We start from the raw sequence: 18539 nt of genomic DNA, 5'->3' as shown, positions 1-18539 counted from the left end.
CGGAGCACGAAATCCAATATGGATCAGCTCCGGTCTTTTTGCGTTATTTCCTCTAAGATAAAATAGTTAGAAATTTATATAATATTTGTCAAAATCTTACAGAATGTTAATGCAATCAAATGTTTTTCCTATGGATTTCGTTGTAAAAACGATACTACCTTAAAGAATTGTTATATTATGCAAAATATGTTGAAATATGGCAGATAGTTGATATAATTAAACTATATTTATAAATTCATTATCCTAGGATAAAAGGGGGAGCACCTATGAAAAAAAGCAATAGACTTAAGATTTCCCGTCGCTTAATTCTGGTATTTGCAGTTCTGGTTTTTATTATTTTTCTTTCTTCAGTATTTTCACTCGTGAGTTTTCGTATTATAGGTAATAATTTCACTACCTTCTATAACGTACAATATGAGACAACAAAAAAACAGATGGAAATCCGAAAAGATGTCCAGACCATTAATAAACGAATTCTGTGGGCAGTTATATCAAATGACCCTGCGGTTACAGCAGAGGAAAAAGAAGATTTTGACAAGAGATTTGGCAAGATCGATGGCTACATAAATGTAATCAAAACCAACTTAAATGATGGACAAACGGGACAGAATTTAGCAGACGCATTAAGCAAATTCAAGGAAGATACGTATCATCTGGTTGAATTTGTAGAAGCTGGTAAGATCAAAGAGGCGATTAGTTATTATAATTCAGATTTTGATATTTCCTCAGAAGCGCTTGCAGATGCACTGGATAGTACAGGAACTAAATCCGATAAAGATGCTTTACTAAAATACGAGACAAGTCAAAGGGTAGAAAACATAGCATCCATCTTTCTCGCAATCTTTTCTATCATTTCACTGGTTACAGCCATTGTTATGGGAAGACGTCTCACGTCAAGTATTGTAGTTCCATTAAGAGAGCTGGAAGTAGCGTCTAAAGATATAGCAGAAGGAAATCTTCATACACAAATCACCTACGAGTCCGGAGATGAGATTGGGCGAGTAGCTGAAAGCTTAAGAGTTTCCATGCAAAAGATTGCATCTTATATTGAGGATATTGATTCTGTCATGGACAGCATGGCTACCGGTAATTTCAATGTGAACTTTAAAAATGAGTTCTTAGGAGATTTCAGAAATATAGAGAAATCCCTTAAATTATTTACCAGCAAGATTTCCCAAAGTTTGGGAGATATCAGCCAGGTTTCCGATGAGGTTTCCATGGGCTCTGTTCAGATCTCAGGCTCTGCTCAGACATTGGCTGAAGGCGCAGCCAATCAGGCGGCCATCGTTAAGGATCTGTCAGATACCATTACGGACATGTCTGGAAGAATTTCAGAGAATGCACAGAATGCAGTTGAAATCAGCGATGAGATGACCAATGTGACAAAGAATATTATTATGGAAAATGAAAATATGCAGGAGATGGTACGTGCCATGGAGGTAATTAGAACCACCTCCCAGGAGATTAATAAGATCATTAATACCATCAATGATATCGCTTCCCAGACAAACCTTCTTGCCTTAAATGCATCAATAGAGGCCGCCAGAGCCGGTGAAGCAGGAAAAGGATTCTCTGTAGTAGCAAATCAGGTTAGCTTACTAGCAAGTCAGAGTACCAACGCAGCAAAGACCTCCACGCAGCTGATTGAAAACTCCCTGGAGGCAGTGGAGATGGGAGCTGTGATTGCAGATACAACGGCAATGGGATTAGGCATTATTGTTGACAGAACAGAAGTTATCATGAAGAAAGTGGAAAGTATAGCTTCTGCTTCAAAGGATCAGGCAATATCAGCCAGACAGATTGATAGCGGAATTGGACAGATATCTCAGGTAGTAGAAGTGAATGCAGCGACAGCAGAAGAGAATTCTGCTTCCAGTGAAGAACTTACCGGTCAGGCCCAGTCCCTTAGAAATCTAATTTTCCAGTTTCATCTTAAAAAGTAAAATAAAATCAATAAATTCATAAAGTTTATGATAAACAGCATATAACAGTTGACATTTTACGCCAACTGTTATATGCTGTTTGCATAGGAGGGATGTTGTGAAAATCATTATAAATAATTCATCCATGCAGCCAATCTATGAGCAGGCGGTGGTACAAATTAAAGGTTTGATTATGGACGGCCAATTAAAGGAAGGTGAGCCTCTTCCATCGGTGCGCAGTCTGGCTAAGGAGTTGAGAGTCAGCGCTTTGACCGTAAAAAAGTCTTATGATGTATTGGAGCAGGAGGGCTTTGTCATTACCGTACATGGCAAAGGAAGCTTCGTAGCCTGCACAAATCAAGGCCTATTACTGGAGGAGAAACGAAAAGAAGTGGAATTGGATTTAGAGACAGCCATACGCAAAGGCCGCAGTTGTGGCATGAGCGATGAGGATATAACAGAAATGTTTCGTATCATTTTGGAGGATTGACTATGATGCTTAAATTGGAAAACGTACAGAAACGATATGACGGATATAGTCTGGACTGTTCTTTGGAGCTGCGTACAGGATACATTACAGGATTGGTAGGTCTGAATGGGGCAGGAAAGACGACAATATTTAAATCTGCTTTAGGACTGATCTCTGTGGATGGAGGGGGAATTCAGATTTTTAATAAAGAACTGAAAGATCTGACCGCAGAAGACAGGGAAGAGATTGGGGTGGTTCATTATGATTCCGGATTTAGCGGTTATCTTACCATTTCAAATCTTACTGTCATTTTAAAGAATCTATATAAAAAGTTTGATAAAGAAGGATTCGAACAAAAGTGCAAGGAAGGAAATCTTCCTTTTAATAAGATGATTAAAAATTTCTCGACAGGCATGAAAGCAAAGCTGAAATTGATTGTGGCTATGTCCCATCATGCGAAAATACTTATATTAGATGAGCCAACCGCGGGACTTGATGTAATAGCCAGAGATGAGCTTCTCGATTATATCAGATCCTACATGCAAGAGGGGGATCGCTCCATATTGATTAGCTCTCATATATCAAAGGATCTGGAGACACTTTGTGACGATGTTTACTTAATTGATCAAGGAAGAATCATTCTCCACGAGGAGACAGATGTACTCCTTGACCGCTATGGTCTGCTAAAGACGACAAATGAGCAATATAAAGAATTAGATCATCAGCATATCATAAGGCGCTATAAGGAAGCATACGGCTATCGGTGTTTGACGGACCATAAGGACTTTTATGTCCATAAATATCCTGATTTGGTGATGGAAAAAGGGACGATTGATGAAGTTCTCACATTAATGATTCGAGGTGAGCGATTATGAAAGGTTTATTTATAAAGGATTTGATTTTACTAAAAAACCAAGCGAAGTTTTACATCTTATTCGCAATGATTTGTGGGCTTATGATGTTTGTTAATTTTAATCCGGGATATTTGATTGGCTATATGACCTTACTGGCTATGATGTTTACCTTTACTACGATGAGCTACGATGAGTTCGAAAATGGTTATTCGTTTTTATTTACCCTTCCTTTTACCAGAAAAGATTATGTGAAAGAGAAGTATGGTTTTGGCATCCTTATAAGCGTTACGGTTTGGATTGTGTTTTTACTAGCAGTCCTCTTAAAATCAGTGATTACAAAGGATTTGGATATGGGACCAATCTTTGCGACTGCTCTCATGTATCTTTTTATGATACAACTATTTTGCGCAGTTAATCTTCCGATCCAGTTTAAATTTGGAGCCGAGAAGGGAAGGATTGCTTTTATTGGAGTGACGGCTGTAGCTTTTGCAGCAGTGTTTGGTTTGTCAAAAATAGGGAAGTTATTTGGTATGAGTATGATTGAAGTAATTGATCGGATAGATACCATCAATCCTATTTATCTTTTTGGAATAACAGCATGTATTTGTATTGTGGCTTATGTGATCTCTTATAGTATATCTGTGAAAATTATGGAGAAAAAACAATTCTAAAAAAGCCTTACTCATAAGTAAAGGAAAAAAGGAGAAGATAAGAGGAGTATGTTTTTTGGGAGTAAAACCATGAATCTTCTTTTTCTTATAATGGCCTGGCTGCCAATCTTGTTGGGTACATTTGGAATTGTATTAATTTCATATTATTTTTATAAATGGACCAAGGGAATCAGTGTGTTTAAATTCCGGTTGGCAGGAGAAATTTGCTTTCTTTTGGTCCTTATTTACTTTTTTCTATTCTTTTTGATAGGATTTATTTTACGACCAATTCTGGTGCCATAAAGCAGTCAATTCGATCAATAAATGACTGTCTCTTAATGGATCCTAAAATGAATGCAAAAAAGGCACCCTAATCTAATAGGCTCCTCTTGTCCCAAACAGTATAAATCCCAATAACTGCGGGCGGTAAGGGGAGCCTATTATTCTATATCATCTTTTTCTAATCAACCATACCCTTTGTCTGGTCTTTTGAAGCATTTCTATGCTTTCTTGGGGTCGTACGAAATTCTCTTTTAAATAGCCGGTCAAAATAGCTGGTACTCTCAAATCCAGTAGTCTCCGCTATTTCAGTAATAGAGTGGCTGGTATAAAGAAGGAGGTTGGAAGCTTGTTTCAATCGGTATTTGTTAAGGTATTCTATCGGTGATAAGGGAACCGAACATTGGAAACAGCGTAATGCTTCTCGCTTGCTGACTCCTACAGATGCAGCAATGTCATCTAAGGTCAGCCGCCTTCTGTAATTTTCCTCAATAAACAAGGTCATACGTCGGAAACGGGATTGGGATATACGGTTGGTTCCGGTATTATCCATAGTAACCAGTTCGTTCCGGTGCTCATATAATTCCTTCCAGACCTGACTAATCAAGGTGAAAGTCTTTAATTCCCAAGCGGATTCTTTGTCTTCACATGTGCTGTTAAGCAAAAGAAGATGATTAAGAATATTTTTCTGCCAGGGAATGAATGATTTTAAAACAACATGAGATATACCCGAAGAGAGAAAGGGAGATATGTACTTCTCATGGATCAGACTGCCCTCTGGTGCCATAAACTCTGGTGAAAATACCAGGTTAGGAATCACAGCGCTACCTGCGGAAGCGAACCGGTGTATAACTCCTGAATTAATAAAAAGTCCATCCCCGTCTTCTAAAATGTGACTGATGTTACCAATCGAGCATTGTACGATGCCCTTTGTAACAGAAACTAGTTCAAACTCTCTGTGCCAGTGCCAGTCAATGCACCTGTTATCAAATTTCCCAACATCTTCATAATAGTACTGAAAAGGAAAACCCTTTGTTCCATGGGAGACTAGCTCCATCATGGATTCATCTGTCCGTATTTTTGTGCTTTGCATAAATGGTTCTCCTTTTAAAGAATGGCTCGATTATATCATAAATTGGCCATAATTTGCAAGAATCATATTTTGTTATGCGATATAATACAACAAATGAGATTTGGGAGGAAAGGGAATGAGTCAGGATTATAATAAAACCATTCGTGCCTGTTTTACCAGTTACATTGTTCAGGCAATCATTAACAATTTTGTACCGCTTCTGTTTCTTACGTTTGAAAAAGAGTATGGCATCTCATTGTCAAAGATTGCCTTGCTTGTCACCTTTAATTTTGGTATACAGCTACTCGTGGATCTTATATCAGCAGGAGTCATTGATCGGGTTGGTTATCGGATTTCCATGATCACAGCTCTAGCACTATGTGCAATTGGTCTAATCTCCTTGGCTCTGCTTCCAGGCTTATTTTCAAATCCCTGGATTGGTCTTCTTTTAGCAGTCATGATTTACGGCGCGGGAGGAGGACTTTTAGAGGTCTTAGTTAGTCCGGTAGTCGAGGCATGTCCAACAAATAATAAGGAAAAAGCCATGAGTATGCTGCATTCCTTCTATTGCTGGGGCCATGTTGGGGTTGTTTTGATTTCCACCATATTTTTCGTTTTGCTGGGAGTGGAAAATTGGAGAATACTGGCCCTGTTATGGGCAGTGGTTCCATTGGTCAACATGATCTCTTTCTTTAAAGTTCCAATTGCACCTCTGGTAAAAGAGAATGAAGGAATTTCCTTTCGGACGCTGATTGGAAAAAAGATTTTCTGGATCTTTATGATACTGATGGTTTGTGCAGGAGCTGGTGAACAGGCAGTCAGCCAATGGGCTTCGGCCTTTGCAGAGGAAGGACTCAAGGTTAAAAAAGCCGTGGGTGACCTTGCTGGTCCTATGTTCTTTGCAGCTATGATGGGGACTTCAAGAGCATTGTACGGAAAGTATGGAGAAAAAATAGATTTACAAAAGATGATGACGTATAGCGGAATCTTGTGCATTGCTTCTTATTTGCTGATTTCACTGTCTCCCCATCCAGCACTGGGGTTAATTGGATGTGGAATATGCGGTCTGTCAGTAGGTATTATGTGGCCAGGAACCTTTAGTATGGCATCAGCTTCTATGCGGGGAGGGGGAACTGCTATGTTTGCATTTCTTGCTCTAGCTGGAGATTTAGGCTGCTCCACAGGCCCTACGTTAGTCGGTCAGGTTTCTGGAATTTTTGAAAATAATCTTAAAGTGGGAATTTTGGCAGCAATCATATTCCCTATTCTTTTTGTGATCAGCATACGATATCAGCAGCGGTCAAAGGCATAAACCCCCTGCTATACAGGGGGAAGGTATAAAACTTATAGCAATATGAAAAACCTCCAATTATAATAAAATTATATGGTAAACGACAAGTTATTTATCAGCTCAGCATTTTCTGCTGGGCTTCTTCTTTTCTGTGCGGCCCTGCGAAAGGTGGTTGTTATAGGCGGTGGACTTACTGGCGTTGTACTTGGGTATAGCCTGACAAAAGATAAAGGAAAACAAGTTGATATACTTGAAATGTTTCCTGAGATTGCTATGGTAATTTTAAAATTGTTGTGGGTTGTAAAGAAATAGCGAATAAAAGCGGCTGCACCAATCGGGAAAACTCATTCATCTATCACTACCATTAAAATAAAAAAGAATGATTGTTTAAATAGTTTAAAATATCAGATTGACTATTTTATTATACCCACCATTTATAAGGTTCTCCAGAAACTGCACCATCTTTGGGATATCGGGGTCTTCTTCCTGCGTAAAGCAATATGTCATCACACCGATCAAAGCGGATACCGCACATTCCAACGTGCATTCCAATATAAAGTCATCCGAACTGAGTGATTGAAGGCGCGGTCGCAACAATGCTTTGTATACGTTTTTAAGCTTTTCATGAAATGCGGGATCTCCGTTTTTTCCTAATAGGATAACAAAGTACTTTTTGTTTCGGCTGTACACCTCGATAAGATGTTTGAGCGGCAGTTGAGCATTCGTATCTATCATGATGACTTTGTGCTTTTCCAAATCCGGTAAAATGGAAGCTTCTATTTGCTCTAGCACATCGTAGATATCGATAAAATATTCATAGAATGTACCTCTGTTGTAACCCGCCTTAGTTGTGATATCTTTTATTGTGATTTTTTCGATTCGTTTTTCACAGTATATTTGCCAGAACGCATCTATTAAATTTTTTCTTGTTTGCATAGTAATTTCAGGCTGCTTGTTCATAGAATGTTCCTCCATCGACTCCTAAAAAACCGACAAGTCCCCCATGATTGTCGGTTGATGTAGCGTCAAAAATTGTTATAGTATTATGATACAACAAGTTGTTGTTTAATAAAAGGTCTTTATAAGAACGAGATACAACCATGTATAGGCAGAATCATACTTTTGCCTGACGTTTTTGAAAGTTCTATAAAAGATCCTATAAAAAGGAGGCTCTAATATGGCAAAAAATAAGGTAAACGATTCAAAACCTCAGAATGAAAAGCTTGACCCGGTCCTGCTTAAAGTATCATTAATCTTAGTGTTTGGGGCTCTGGCGCCCTTATTAGATTCGACCATGGTCAATGTGGCCATAAAAACCTTAGCAGGTGACTTAAAAAGCACTGTTTCAGTCATCCAGTGGGTCATTACGGGATATGTGCTGGCGATGGCCATGGCTGTACCAATTTCGGGCTGGGCTATGAATCGTTTTGGTGGCAAGCGGCTGTATCAATTTTCTCTGGCACTATTTCTTGCGGGTTCCATTCTTTCATCGCTGTCACAGAATATAGGTTTCCTGATCGGGTTCCGGCTTCTGCAGGGAATCGGCGCAGGTTTATTGATGCCAACTATGACAACCATGCTTTTTCAACTATCTGGTGGCCGTAATATGGGACGTATGGCTTCCATTACTAGCATACCCATGATGCTGGCACCGATTCTTGGTCCGGTGTTAGGCGGAATTATTGTGAACAGCTTAGGCTGGCGTTGGATTTTCTATGTTAATATTCCGGTGACCATTATCGCCTTATTGTTAGCCTTGTGGGGAATACCAAAGGACGGCCCCTCCGACGAGAAACAGCCCCTTGACATTGTCGGCATTCTGCTGTTATCTCCCGCATTTGCCTCACTCATTTATGGAATTGCACAAATAGCATCTCATGGTGGACTAAACAGCAGTGCAGTGTTTGTTCCTGCATTTATCGGATTAATGCTGATGGCCGCGTTTATTGTCTACGCCTTACGCACGAAGATTTCGCCAGTGCTTGACTTGCATCTGTTTCAATCACGCAATTTTTCCATTTCAACCATTTTGCTTTTCATGTCGGGTATCATCACAAACGGAGGAATGCTTCTTCTGCCATTATATTATCAGCAGGTGCATGGCGAAAACGTTTTGTTTGCCGGCCTCTTGTTGCTTCCTCAAGGAATTGGTATGTTATTGACGAGAAGTCAGATGGGAAAATTGACCGACCGCATAGGAGCGCGCCCAATAGTCTTGGTAAGCCTCGTAATCACTGCAATAGGTACACTGCCATTCGCCTTTGCGAATTCCGGAACAAGTCAAGTCCTGTTAGCTGTGGCACTACTAATACGGGGAGCGGGTCTGGGCGGAGTGTTCATTCCAATTATGGTTTCCTCCTATGTGGGATTAAGCAAAGATCAGATTCCTCACGCCAGTATTGGTACGAGGATATTACAGACAATCGGCAGTGCATTCGGATCTGCGATACTTGCAACTATTGTAGAGCATCAGCTATCCGGCCATTCCGTAACTGATATACAAGCTGTTACAAGTGCATATAATGTTGCCTTTTGGTGGTCCGTTGGTTTTACAGTGATTGCTATAATACCAACACTATTTTTAACAAAATATAAAAAATCAGAATAGAAAAAAGAATTAACCGAAGGGAAAGAGATGGCCTGATGGGGTAAGCATGAATTCGGTATCTTTGAAACATATTCACAAAGAATCTTATGTCCAAGCTAAAGACTTGAATATGCCGAATTAACAATCATATCGCCGTAGCCATACTCATCCCAATCATGGACTGTATCTTAATATGTAGTGCTCTTTGGTTTTTCTTGGAACGGAAGGGTACTTTTTTTCGTAAAAAACCTCCCTCCAAATGTTAGATTTTTAGGTCTGACTTTTGGGGGAGGCTCATGGTTTCCACTCTTTTTCTCTCTAGTAAACGACTACTTCATATCCTTCCGTAGAAGGAAACGAGATGGCAACCGTTTGACCTGGATTGTTGTAGTCCAGTCTGATGTTCATGGTAAATCCAGCAGTGTCATCATCTTCATCCACTGTCATGTACACGGTGATGTCTTCCTTTGAAAAATATCCTTCCGGTGTAAGGAATGCTTTACCGCTTATTCCGTCTATCTTATAGTCCAGCTCATTTAGCAATGGCCATATTCGGTTATTGATGTTGCTAAGATATGATTCCATTCCTTCTCCACTACTGGCATATAAGAGAGTCTTACCACCTGATTCGTTATCTGCAATCTGAACATTGTCTATAAATGCCCAAAACTGACCGGTCAGTCCGCCAAGAGTCAGGTTTTTCGTCATATCTTCATGGCCAATCTTCATCTGATACTTTTTATTGGCGCCTCCGTTGGAATAGTAGGTACCATTCGTATAAAAGGATTGGTGAGAATCCTTTGTTCCCAACATCTGCATCGCTGACTCAGAAAGAAATTCCATGTTTGGAGTATTGATGTCATGGTATTTTAAACCCAGCTTCATAGAAATAGGAATCTCCATATCAGAATAAGTAAGGCTCATATGTATGTCACCGCTAACATCTAGGCCGGTTAATTCAGAACTCTTTTGGATGGCATTAAAATAGAGTTCCTTTCCTTCTTTTTTTGCAGTAGAAGCGGCGGCAGGGTTAGCTGCCTTTTGTCTTACGATACCGTCAGCCACCCAGGCTCCAGCTTCGTTGACTGTATAGCCGTCGGGCGTGGTGGTATTCGTGAGTAAATAACCGTTTTCATCGAAATAATAACGTTCTGCCATTCCGTCTTTATTAGAATCAATCCATTCCCAAGAAGAAACCGGGGATAGTTGCTCTTTTTCCTGCCATCGCCATCCGTTAGAATCCTCTTTCCAGGTTCCGGCAAAGGCTGACGATGTCATAAAGAGGGACAGAAGTAATGCAACGGTAAATATTTTTATAGAATGTTTCATTCCGTTTTAATCCTCCTGTTGTAGTTCGCAGGCACAGCAAAATGGCCTGCGAAGCTTTTTACCATTATGGTTGGTTCATTGTACCATATTTTGGTAAATACAACAATGGTTTTTACAGAGGAGTCCTTATTTAAAGGAAGCTTTTAACTGTTCAAAAAGCTTAAGGTCAGAGTCTTTTATTTTTAGGTTGGTGGCGAGAGTTTTTCCTTCTGGTGTTGTGATATTAATCTCTATCACACTTCCTTCTTTAAGGCCGCTTCTGGAAGCCGCATCTAAAAACAAGGGGAATTTAGGATGATTTTCTTTAAAAACGCCCCAAGCTTCCTTTAATTGCATTAAATTCATAATATTCATCTGAAAAATCCTTTCTCCTAATTGATAGGCATATCCTAGCATAAAAAATTTATAGAGTCAAATTTGATAATAATCGAGGAAGAAGATGGGTCTTCCCTCAAAAATACAGTCATGTTATAATATGCTTACAAAGATAAAAACACAGCTTGTGGTATTTGCCATGAAGATCCGGTTGGTAGTCCGGACGGAAAATGAGTCTGAACAATGAAATTACAGCAAGAGGAAGTAAAACAGGAGCGAAAAGAATTGGCACGAGATAAAAAGGAAGCCAGGAAACAGCTTCAGTTTGAGCAGAAGCAGCATAAAAAAAAGGAGAAGCACAGGGGCAGATGATGCCCCTTTTCTCTATAGAAAAGCAGGTGATAAAATGTATATAGCAGATTTACACATTCATTCCCACTATTCCAGAGCAACCAGCAAGGAATGTACACCGGAATATCTTGACCTATGGGCAAGGCGAAAGGGAATTGATATATTGGGAACCGGAGACTTTACCCACAGGGCTTGGCGTGAAGAGTTAAAGGATAAACTGATTCCAGCGGAAGAAGGACTATACCAATTAAAAGAAGAATACTGCCTGGATTCAGGATACCGACCGGAATCAAAGACACCGAGGTTTGTTGTTTCTGGAGAAATCAGTACCATATATAAGAAGAATGGAAAGGTGAGAAAGGTTCACAGTGTCATTTTACTTCCTGGATTAGAAGCAGCAGAACGTCTTTCTACGAAGCTGGAGACCGTAGGCAATCTTCATTCTGACGGTAGACCTATTCTGGGATTAGATTGTCGTGATCTGTTGGAAATGGCTTTAGATTCATGCCCTGAAGCCATATTTTTCCCAGCCCATATCTGGACGCCTCATTTCTCCTTATTTGGGGCATTCTCCGGTTTTGATACCATCGAGGAATGCTTTGAAGATTTAACGCCGCACATCCATGCTCTGGAAACCGGACTTTCGTCCGATCCCACCATGATCCGGAGGCTGTCCGCTTTGGATCGGTTTCAGCTTCTATCCAATTCGGATGCTCACTCTCCCTCAAAGATGGGAAGAGAAGCCAATCTTATGAATATTGATTTATCCTATCAAGGATTATCTGAAGCCATCAATACAGGAATCGGATTGGAAGGAACCATTGAATTTTTTCCGGAAGAGGGAAAGTATTATTATGATGGTCATAGAAAATGCAATCTTTGTCTTTCCCCTGCTCAGGCGCAGCAATACGATGGAAAATGTCCGGTTTGCGGCAGGAAACTGACCACAGGGGTATCTCATCGGATTGATCAGCTAGCTGACAGGAGTGATGAAATTGTACTTTCAGGAGGAAAGCCATTCGAGAGTTTGGTACCACTTTTGGAGGTCGTTGCGGCATCCACAGGTTATACCCTTGCCAGTAAACGGGTCCAGAACCAGTACGAGGAATTGATAACATCCTTAGGAACCGAATTTTCAATTTTAAGAACCGTACCAATAGAGGAAATAAGAAAGATTTCCGGTGAATGGATTGCCGAAGGCATTACCCGTCTTAGGGCGAAAAAGGTAATATGCAACCCTGGATATGATGGGGAATATGGAACCATACGCCTGTTTGAACCTGGGGAAATTAAAAAATAAATCTGCAATTAGATGCAGGAGGAAAGTACACATGATAACGGAAGAGATAAATCGGGAGCATATAAAAAAGTCTCTTGCTAAATTGGATGAAATTTATGGTGTGACAAAGGAGAGTTTCTATCACCAACAGCCCTGGCAGCTTTTAGCAGCCATTATGCTAAGTGCACAGAGTACGGACAAACAGGTGGAAGAGGTGTTGCCTCAGTTATTCAACCGGTTTCCTAATGCAGAAAATATGGCGGAAGCGTCTCTGGACGAAATTGAAGATGCGATCCGTTCCATCGGTCTTTATAAAAATAAGGCGAAGAATTTGAAGAAATGCTGTCAGCAGATTATGGAAGAGTTCGGTGGAGAAGTTCCAGAGGATATGGAAGGACTCCTATGCCTGGCTGGAGTAGGTAGGAAAACTGCAACCTTATATCGTTCCGATGCCTATGGAATTCCAGGAGTTACGGTTGATACCCATGTATTCCGAATATCCAGACGTCTGGGCTGGGCGACTGGAAAAGATCCAGTACAAGTTGAGCTGGAGTTGCAAGATGTTTTGGAAGAGGAACACTGGAACCGGATTAATTTTCAGTTGATTTACCATGGAAGGGCAGTTTGCACTGCAAGGAAGGCAAAATGTGGGGAGTGCGTGCTGGAAGCGTGGTGTGAGAAAAAAATGGATTAGTAATAAAGAAGTCGGATCTGCTTTTTTTGTAGCGGGACGGCTTCTTTTTTAATGAAATGATGCTAATTATTACATGAAAGCTGCAAATGATTACATGACAGTAATTTTTGTCGATTTTTGTTTTATAATATAGGCGGAACTTTATTGTCTATATTATTGAGAGGTGAAATAGAGTATGGAGAGTACAATTGAGCAAAGAGTAGATGTAGAAAATGTACAGCAGGGAAGCAACTGGTGGTCTGTTTTAGGTTTCTTTATTCCGCTAGTAGGTCTGATTTTATTCTTGGTTTGGAAAACCACAAATCCAAAGTCTGCCAAGGCTGCTGGAATTGGGGCGTTGGTATCTGTGGTATTAAATTTATTGGTTTTCGTTTTACTTGTTGTGACCACTGTTATGGTCTAGACAGAAAAACAAGAGTTTATCTCGTATATGTATATTCCGTTGTTGTTTATTCTCGTTAGTCTTATTCAATCCTAATTAAGTAAACATAAAAATGTACAATTGAAGCTAGGCACTAACCGATTATGTTCGGCTAGTGCCCAGCTTTTAATTAAATTAACCTAAAGCTATGACGTTAAACTGAGCTCCTACACTTGGTGCAAGAGTTAATGTCAATGGCACAGCAGAGTTATTTCTCAGAGTCAGTACATCACCTGCAGCTAAAGTAAGCATTGCGGTACCTGAGATTTCTCCAACAGCTACAAGAGCTGAAACAGTAGTTGAAGGATCTACGGTACCATTTACTGCAATTGCGATTGCCGAGCCTATACCAGCTGTAATGCTGACATAATAATCAATCTGATAGACGCCGGCTGTTGGAACCGTTACCGTGGTTGTTCCCGCAGTGTGGGTAACTCCAGCCAAAGGACCATTATTGCTAAACGGAACATCTGCGCCTCCGACAACGGTAGCATCTACAAGAGTTGCTAATTGATAGGCGAAACCAAAAGTTGTTACACCTGCCCCAGTTGGTCCAGTATCGCCAGTCGGTCCAGTCGGTCCAGTATCGCCGGTAGGTCCAGTGGGCCCAGTATCGCCTGTGGGTCCAGTCGGTCCAGTCGGTCCAGTATCGCCGGTCGGCCCAGTCGGTCCAGTATCGCCGGTAGGTCCAGTCGGCCCAGTGTCACCAGTCGGTCCAGTAGCGCCGGTCGGCCCAGTCGGTCCAGTATCGCCGGTAGGCCCAGTCGGTCCAGTATCGCCGGTCGGTCCAGTAGGCCCAGTAGCGCCGGTCGGCCCAGTCGGTCCAGTATCGCCGGTCGGCCCAGTCGGTCCAGTAGCACCAGTCGGTCCAGTCGGTCCAGTATCGCCGGTAGGCCCAGTCGGTCCAGTATCGCCGGTCGGTCCAGTAGGCCCAGTAGCGCCGGTCGGCCCAGTCGGTCCAGTAGCGCCGGTCGGCCCAGTCGGTCCAGTATCGCCGGTCGGCCCAGTCGGTCCAGTAGCACCAGTCGGTCCAGTAGGCCCAGTGTCGCCAGTCGGTCCAGTAGCGCCTGTAGGTCCAGTAGGCCCGGTAGCGCCGGTAGGTCCAGTATCGCCTGTAGGTCCAGTCGGTCCAGTATCGCCTGTAGGTCCAGTCGGTCCAGTAGGTCCGGTATCGCCGGTAGGTCCAGTAGGTCCGGTATCGCCGGTAGGTCCAGTATCACCAGTAGGTCCAGTAGGCCCGGTATCGCCGGTAGGTCCAGTCGGTCCAGTGTCGCCGGTAGGTCCAGTAGGTCCAGTGTCGCCGGTAGTTCCAGTATCACCAGTCGGTCCAGTAGGCCCGGTATCGCCGGTAGGTCCAGTGTCGCCGGTAGGTCCAGTAGGTCCAGTGTCGCCGGTAGGTCCAGTGTCGCCGGTAGGTCCAGTAGGCCCGGTATCGCCGGTAGGTCCAGTGTCGCCGGTAGGTCCAGTAGGTCCAGTGTCACCGGTAGGTCCAGTAGGCCCGGTATCGCCGGTAGGTCCAGTAGGTCCAGTGTCGCCGGTAGGTCCCGTGTCGCCGGTAGTTCCAGTAGGCCCGGTATCGCCGGTAGGTCCAGTAGGCCCGGTATCGCCAGTAGGTCCAGTAGGACCAGTATCGCCGGTAGGTCCAGTAGGTCCAGTATCGCCGGTAGGCCCAGTATCTCCGGTAGGTCCGGTAGGTCCAGTATCGCCAGTCGGTCCAGTAGGTCCCGTGTCACCAGTAGGTCCAGTCGGTCCAGTATCGCCGGTAGGTCCAGTATCGCCGGTAGGCCCAGTATCTCCGGTAGGTCCGGTAGGTCCAGTCGGTCCAGTATCGCCAGTCGGTCCAGTAGGTCCCGTGTCACCAGTAGGTCCAGTTGGCCCAGTATCGCCGGTAGGCCCAGTATCGCCGGTAGGTCCAGTATTGCCGGTAGGTCCAGTATCGCCGGTAGGTCCGGTAGCTCCAGTAGGTCCAGTAGCTCCAGTAGGCCCAGTATCTCCAGATGGTCCAGTAGGTCCGGTATCCCCGGTATCACCGGTCGGTCCAGTATTGCCAGTCGGTCCCGTAGGCCCAGTAGACCCGGTATCGCCGGTAGGTCCAGTAAGTCCGGTATCACCGGTAGGTCCCGTAGGTCCAGTATCACCCGTAGGTCCAGTATCACCCGTAGGCCCAGTTGTAAGATCATCTTCTACGATGACTAAAGTCCCTTTTAATGGAACGATCATGGAGAAAAAAATCGTTGCATCACTATTATTTATAAGTGACAAAGTAACTGGAGCTGCTATAACTTCGACAATTCCAATTCCAAAGACCTCTCCAGTTTTTATAGGAGAATTTCCCTCTAGAAAATCTCCTTGTGAAGATGACAGAGCAAATGATGCCCCATTTGTAGATTGAGAAGATTGAGTGGCAAGCCACCAATCGATTACGAACCTCCCAGCCTCTGTAAAAGTTATTACACCAGTGGCCGGGTTATAGGTAATTCCCCCAGATAAATAGACTATGGTATCAAATAGAACGTTTGCACCTGAAGCTACGGTAGTAGCTGCATTTAGCTCTATTTGAAGTGCACTATTAGCCATATTAAATCCTCCATTTCATGATATTTCTGACATGTACCTATAAATAATCATGCCAATATATTTTATGAACAATATCCAATATTTGTACCCTTGCTAATATTTATAGAGAACTGTCAGATAATTATCTTTATATAACCTCTTTATATCTAATATGCATTTTTTAGTAATTGGTACATTTTTGGTTGAAATATGGCACTAGCTAATTCTTGAGAATTTAATCACCAATGTAAGAGTACTACAAACTTATCAGTGTAGTATGTAATGCTATGGATTATAAATATTGAGATTTTTCATATTCAAAATCTTTGTCAGATGTATCAGGAAAAGATATAGATTGAATAAACGATATGTTAAAGAAATTATGTAAATAGTTATTAATCTGTTATAATAAAAAATAAGCAACTATTAAAGTGTAATGGTAGTCGAATACAGTGGCACTGCTAAATATAAAATCAGTTTTTATATCTAAGTCATCTAATGTTTTGCAAATAAGATATTTATTTGACTTGTGACATTATTACGAAAGGAATGTAAAACACTATGAAATTAATGTTTAAACAACGCCTATTCTCCTGGCTTGACAGTTATGATATTTATGATGAAAACGGAAATACTGTATACACGGTTAGAGGAAAACTGGCCTGGGGTCACAAACTTGAAGTATATGATCGCTTCGATAATTATATGGCAACGTTAAATGAGCGTATTATAACGTTTCTTCCTTGTTTTGATATCCAGATAAACGGGCAGACCATGGGGACCATACGCAAAGAGTTTACCTTCTTTAAGCCTTCTTTCTCTGTTGACTGTAATGGCTGGCGTGTAGAAGGAAGTTTTCTGGAGTGGGACTACAGTATACTGTCCTCAACTGGAAGAACAGTAGCTATCATAGAGAAGCAGCTATTACGCCTCGCAGATACCTATATTATTGATGTAATGGAGGGGCAGGACAGTCTCCTGGCTCTTATGGTAGTTCTGGCAATTGATGCAGCCAAGTGCAATAACTAAAATAAAATTATACTCTTGACTCCTACGCTGCGTGATACTATATGATTGAAACTGCAAGGAGGAGAATCCAATGAATACCAATGAGGTTGCTGTTTTAACTGGTGTGAGCGTGCGCACGCTTCATCATTACGACAAAATTGGGCTGTTAAGCCCTGGCAGGAATCGGGATAACGATTACAGGGAATATACAGAAAACGATTTGGATATGCTGCAGCAGATCTTGTTTTTTAAAGCCTGTGGATTTTCCCTTGCAGAAATTAAAATGATGTTGACCAGCCCTAGTTTTGATCGGGACAAGGCGTTTGTTCTACAGAAAAAATATCTTATGCATGAAAAAGAGCGAATAGATGCCATGCTGGACACGCTGGAAAAGACCATAAGGTCGTGGAAGGGAGAACAAGAAATGACACAGAAAGAAAAATTTGCTGGATTTGTAATGGGAGATAATCCGTATGAGGAGGAGGCCCGCCGCCTTTGGGGAGAGGAAGCGGTAAATGAGTTCAATACAAAAATAAACTCATTGTCCCCACGGGAACAAAATGCGGTGGCAGAGAATATGGAGGAATTGTTTCTGGAGCTTGGAAAGATACGTCTTGAAGAGCCAGATTCCCTGGTGGCTCAAGATGCTATGAATAAGATGTACCAATTTTTCAACAAGAATTTTGGCTATCATTATTCACTTGAGGCATTTGCAGGATTGGGGGAATTATATGTGAAAGACGAACGCTTCTTAAAAAATATTGATCATTATGGGGAAGGGTTATCTGTCTTTTTATCCAGAGCCATGAAAATCTACGCTGAGAATCATTGATTTCCCATTCTCCTAAGTTAGATAAATAAAATCGCCCGGCCTATGTTTGTTACAATCATTGGCTGGGCATTTTATTATCTTGCCTTATGTTTGCATTGACATGCGCTGTTCTTTCAGAGTCCAATATGCTTATCATTCAAATTAAGTATTGAAATATCCAGAACTTGCATTACTCTGTTTTAATAGGAAGTGGATAGCGCTAGTATTTGTATGTTATATAGAATCAAATCTTTTTATAAGCGATAATAAATTGTTTTCGATCTGTTTTATAACTTCAATATACTCTTTATCATTTTTACCGGTTGGATCATTCAATCCCCAATCCTCCCTGTGTTTGCAGGGAAGAAGGGGACAAGTAACGTTGCATCCCATGGTAACAACGACGTCAACTGGAGGGATTTCAGAAAGTAGCTTGGAATGCTGTGTTTTCTCCATGTCAATGTGATAGAGTTGCTTCATTAACCGAACGGCATCCTGATTGATTTGGGGTTTTGTTTCTGTTCCGGCAGAGTAACTTTCAAACACATCAGCAGCAAAGTGTTTGCCGAGCGCTTCTGCAATTTGACTGCGGCAAGAGTTGTGAACGCAAATAAATGCCACTTTTGGTTTGTTTAATTCTTTATTCATGAA

At 41.8% G+C, this 18539-nt stretch carries 18 protein-coding genes and 3 pseudogenes; 14 read left to right on the top strand and 7 right to left on the bottom strand.

Translation table 11 applies throughout. The features are described 5' to 3' along the window. The first annotated feature begins 266 nt into the window (after positions 1-266). The 4 genes from BET01_RS16420 (at position 267) to BET01_RS16405 (ending at position 3916) form a co-directional block, all read left to right on the top strand. Positions 267-1943, top strand: a complete 1677-nt coding sequence (locus BET01_RS16420) for a methyl-accepting chemotaxis protein (protein WP_120197930.1) — start codon at positions 267-269, stop codon at positions 1941-1943. 97 nt (positions 1944-2040) lie between these two features. After that, entirely contained in the window at positions 2041-2412 is a 372-nt protein-coding gene (locus BET01_RS16415) for a GntR family transcriptional regulator (RefSeq protein ID WP_120197929.1), read from the top strand. Positions 2413-2417: 5 nt separating this feature from the next. Then, on the top strand, positions 2418-3266 hold the full coding sequence (locus tag BET01_RS16410; RefSeq protein ID WP_120198074.1) for an ATP-binding cassette domain-containing protein: 849 nt from the start codon (positions 2418-2420) through the stop codon (positions 3264-3266). Then, a complete protein-coding gene (locus BET01_RS16405; RefSeq protein WP_120197927.1) occupies positions 3263-3916 on the top strand; it encodes an ABC-2 transporter permease in 654 nt (217 codons plus the stop codon). The genes BET01_RS16410 and BET01_RS16405 overlap by 4 nt, the downstream gene beginning before the upstream one ends. Before the next feature lie 439 nt (positions 3917-4355). Here BET01_RS16405 and BET01_RS16395 read toward each other — a convergent pair whose 3' ends face one another. Next, the gene (locus BET01_RS16395; protein ID WP_120197923.1) at positions 4356-5267 is read right to left on the bottom strand and encodes an AraC family transcriptional regulator; all 912 of its coding nucleotides are present in this window, start codon (positions 5265-5267) and stop codon (positions 4356-4358) included. Between the two features lie 115 nt (positions 5268-5382). On the opposite strand from BET01_RS16395, the gene BET01_RS16390 reads away from it, so the two are divergent. Then, positions 5383-6558 (top strand): MFS transporter, encoded by a 1176-nt coding sequence (locus tag BET01_RS16390; protein ID WP_120197921.1) that lies wholly within the window; start codon positions 5383-5385, stop codon positions 6556-6558. Positions 6559-6630: 72 nt separating this feature from the next. Next, the gene (locus BET01_RS22145; protein ID WP_243117253.1) at positions 6631-6849 is read left to right on the top strand and encodes an NAD(P)-binding protein; all 219 of its coding nucleotides are present in this window, start codon (positions 6631-6633) and stop codon (positions 6847-6849) included. 84 nt (positions 6850-6933) lie between these two features. Here the strand turns inward: BET01_RS22145 and BET01_RS16380 are convergent, their stop codons facing one another. Next, positions 6934-7497, bottom strand: coding sequence for a TetR/AcrR family transcriptional regulator (locus BET01_RS16380; RefSeq protein ID WP_120197920.1), 564 nt, complete (start codon positions 7495-7497; stop codon positions 6934-6936). A gap of 217 nt (positions 7498-7714) precedes the next feature. Between BET01_RS16380 and BET01_RS16375 the strand changes: the two genes are divergently transcribed. Further along, entirely contained in the window at positions 7715-9145 is a 1431-nt protein-coding gene (locus BET01_RS16375; RefSeq protein WP_120197919.1) for an MDR family MFS transporter, read from the top strand. 297 nt (positions 9146-9442) lie between these two features. Here BET01_RS16375 and BET01_RS16370 read toward each other — a convergent pair whose 3' ends face one another. Both BET01_RS16370 and BET01_RS16365 read right to left on the bottom strand, forming a co-directional pair. Next, positions 9443-10453: a hypothetical protein gene (locus tag BET01_RS16370; RefSeq protein WP_120197917.1), complete on the bottom strand. Its 1011-nt coding sequence runs from the start codon at positions 10451-10453 to the stop codon at positions 9443-9445. A 126-nt stretch (positions 10454-10579) separates the two neighbouring features. Continuing rightward, positions 10580-10807, bottom strand: a complete 228-nt coding sequence (locus BET01_RS16365; protein WP_120197915.1) for a hypothetical protein — start codon at positions 10805-10807, stop codon at positions 10580-10582. 204 nt (positions 10808-11011) lie between these two features. Between BET01_RS16365 and BET01_RS16360 the strand changes: the two are divergent. The 4 genes and pseudogenes from BET01_RS16360 to BET01_RS16345 all read left to right on the top strand — a co-directional run. Next, positions 11012-11140: pseudogene (locus tag BET01_RS16360) on the top strand (DUF2992 family protein); the annotation flags it as partial. Between the two features lie 34 nt (positions 11141-11174). After that, positions 11175-12410: pseudogene (locus BET01_RS16355) on the top strand (endonuclease Q family protein); the annotation flags it as partial. Between the two features lie 40 nt (positions 12411-12450). Further along, positions 12451-13092: an endonuclease III gene (nth, locus tag BET01_RS16350; protein WP_120197909.1), complete on the top strand. Its 642-nt coding sequence runs from the start codon at positions 12451-12453 to the stop codon at positions 13090-13092. A gap of 175 nt (positions 13093-13267) precedes the next feature. After that, positions 13268-13495, top strand: a complete 228-nt coding sequence (locus BET01_RS16345) for a hypothetical protein (RefSeq protein WP_120197907.1) — start codon at positions 13268-13270, stop codon at positions 13493-13495. A gap of 153 nt (positions 13496-13648) precedes the next feature. On the opposite strand, the pseudogene BET01_RS22140 reads toward BET01_RS16345, so the two are convergent. Together BET01_RS22140 and BET01_RS16340 are read right to left on the bottom strand one after the other, a co-directional pair. Further along, positions 13649-13990 (bottom strand): annotated as a pseudogene (locus BET01_RS22140) (BclA C-terminal domain-containing protein); the annotation flags it as partial. A gap of 56 nt (positions 13991-14046) precedes the next feature. Beyond that, positions 14047-15693 carry a hypothetical protein gene (locus BET01_RS16340; RefSeq protein ID WP_243117251.1) on the bottom strand — a complete coding sequence of 549 codons (1647 nt, stop codon included), beginning with the start codon at positions 15691-15693 and terminating at the stop codon, positions 14047-14049. 38 nt (positions 15694-15731) lie between these two features. On the opposite strand from BET01_RS16340, the gene BET01_RS21640 reads away from it, so the two are divergent. The 3 genes from BET01_RS21640 (at position 15732) to BET01_RS16330 (ending at position 17909) form a co-directional block, all read left to right on the top strand. Further along, positions 15732-15905 carry a hypothetical protein gene (locus tag BET01_RS21640; RefSeq protein ID WP_158585087.1) on the top strand — a complete coding sequence of 58 codons (174 nt, stop codon included), beginning with the start codon at positions 15732-15734 and terminating at the stop codon, positions 15903-15905. Positions 15906-16630: 725 nt separating this feature from the next. Then, complete coding sequence (locus BET01_RS16335) at positions 16631-17098, top strand: LURP-one-related/scramblase family protein (protein ID WP_120197905.1); 468 nt, start codon at positions 16631-16633, stop codon at positions 17096-17098. Between the two features lie 70 nt (positions 17099-17168). Then, a complete protein-coding gene (locus tag BET01_RS16330) occupies positions 17169-17909 on the top strand; it encodes a MerR family transcriptional regulator (protein ID WP_120197903.1) in 741 nt (246 codons plus the stop codon). A gap of 213 nt (positions 17910-18122) precedes the next feature. On the opposite strand, the gene BET01_RS16325 is transcribed toward BET01_RS16330, so the two are convergent. After that, positions 18123-18536, bottom strand: a complete 414-nt coding sequence (locus tag BET01_RS16325) for an arsenate reductase ArsC (RefSeq protein WP_120197901.1) — start codon at positions 18534-18536, stop codon at positions 18123-18125. Between the last annotated feature and the right edge of the window lie 3 nt (positions 18537-18539).

Source organism: Lacrimispora algidixylanolytica (assembly GCF_003609635.1).
In the GTDB taxonomy this organism is placed as follows: domain Bacteria; phylum Bacillota; class Clostridia; order Lachnospirales; family Lachnospiraceae; genus Lacrimispora; species Lacrimispora algidixylanolytica.
This window is presented reverse-complemented; position numbering and strand designations above follow the sequence as displayed.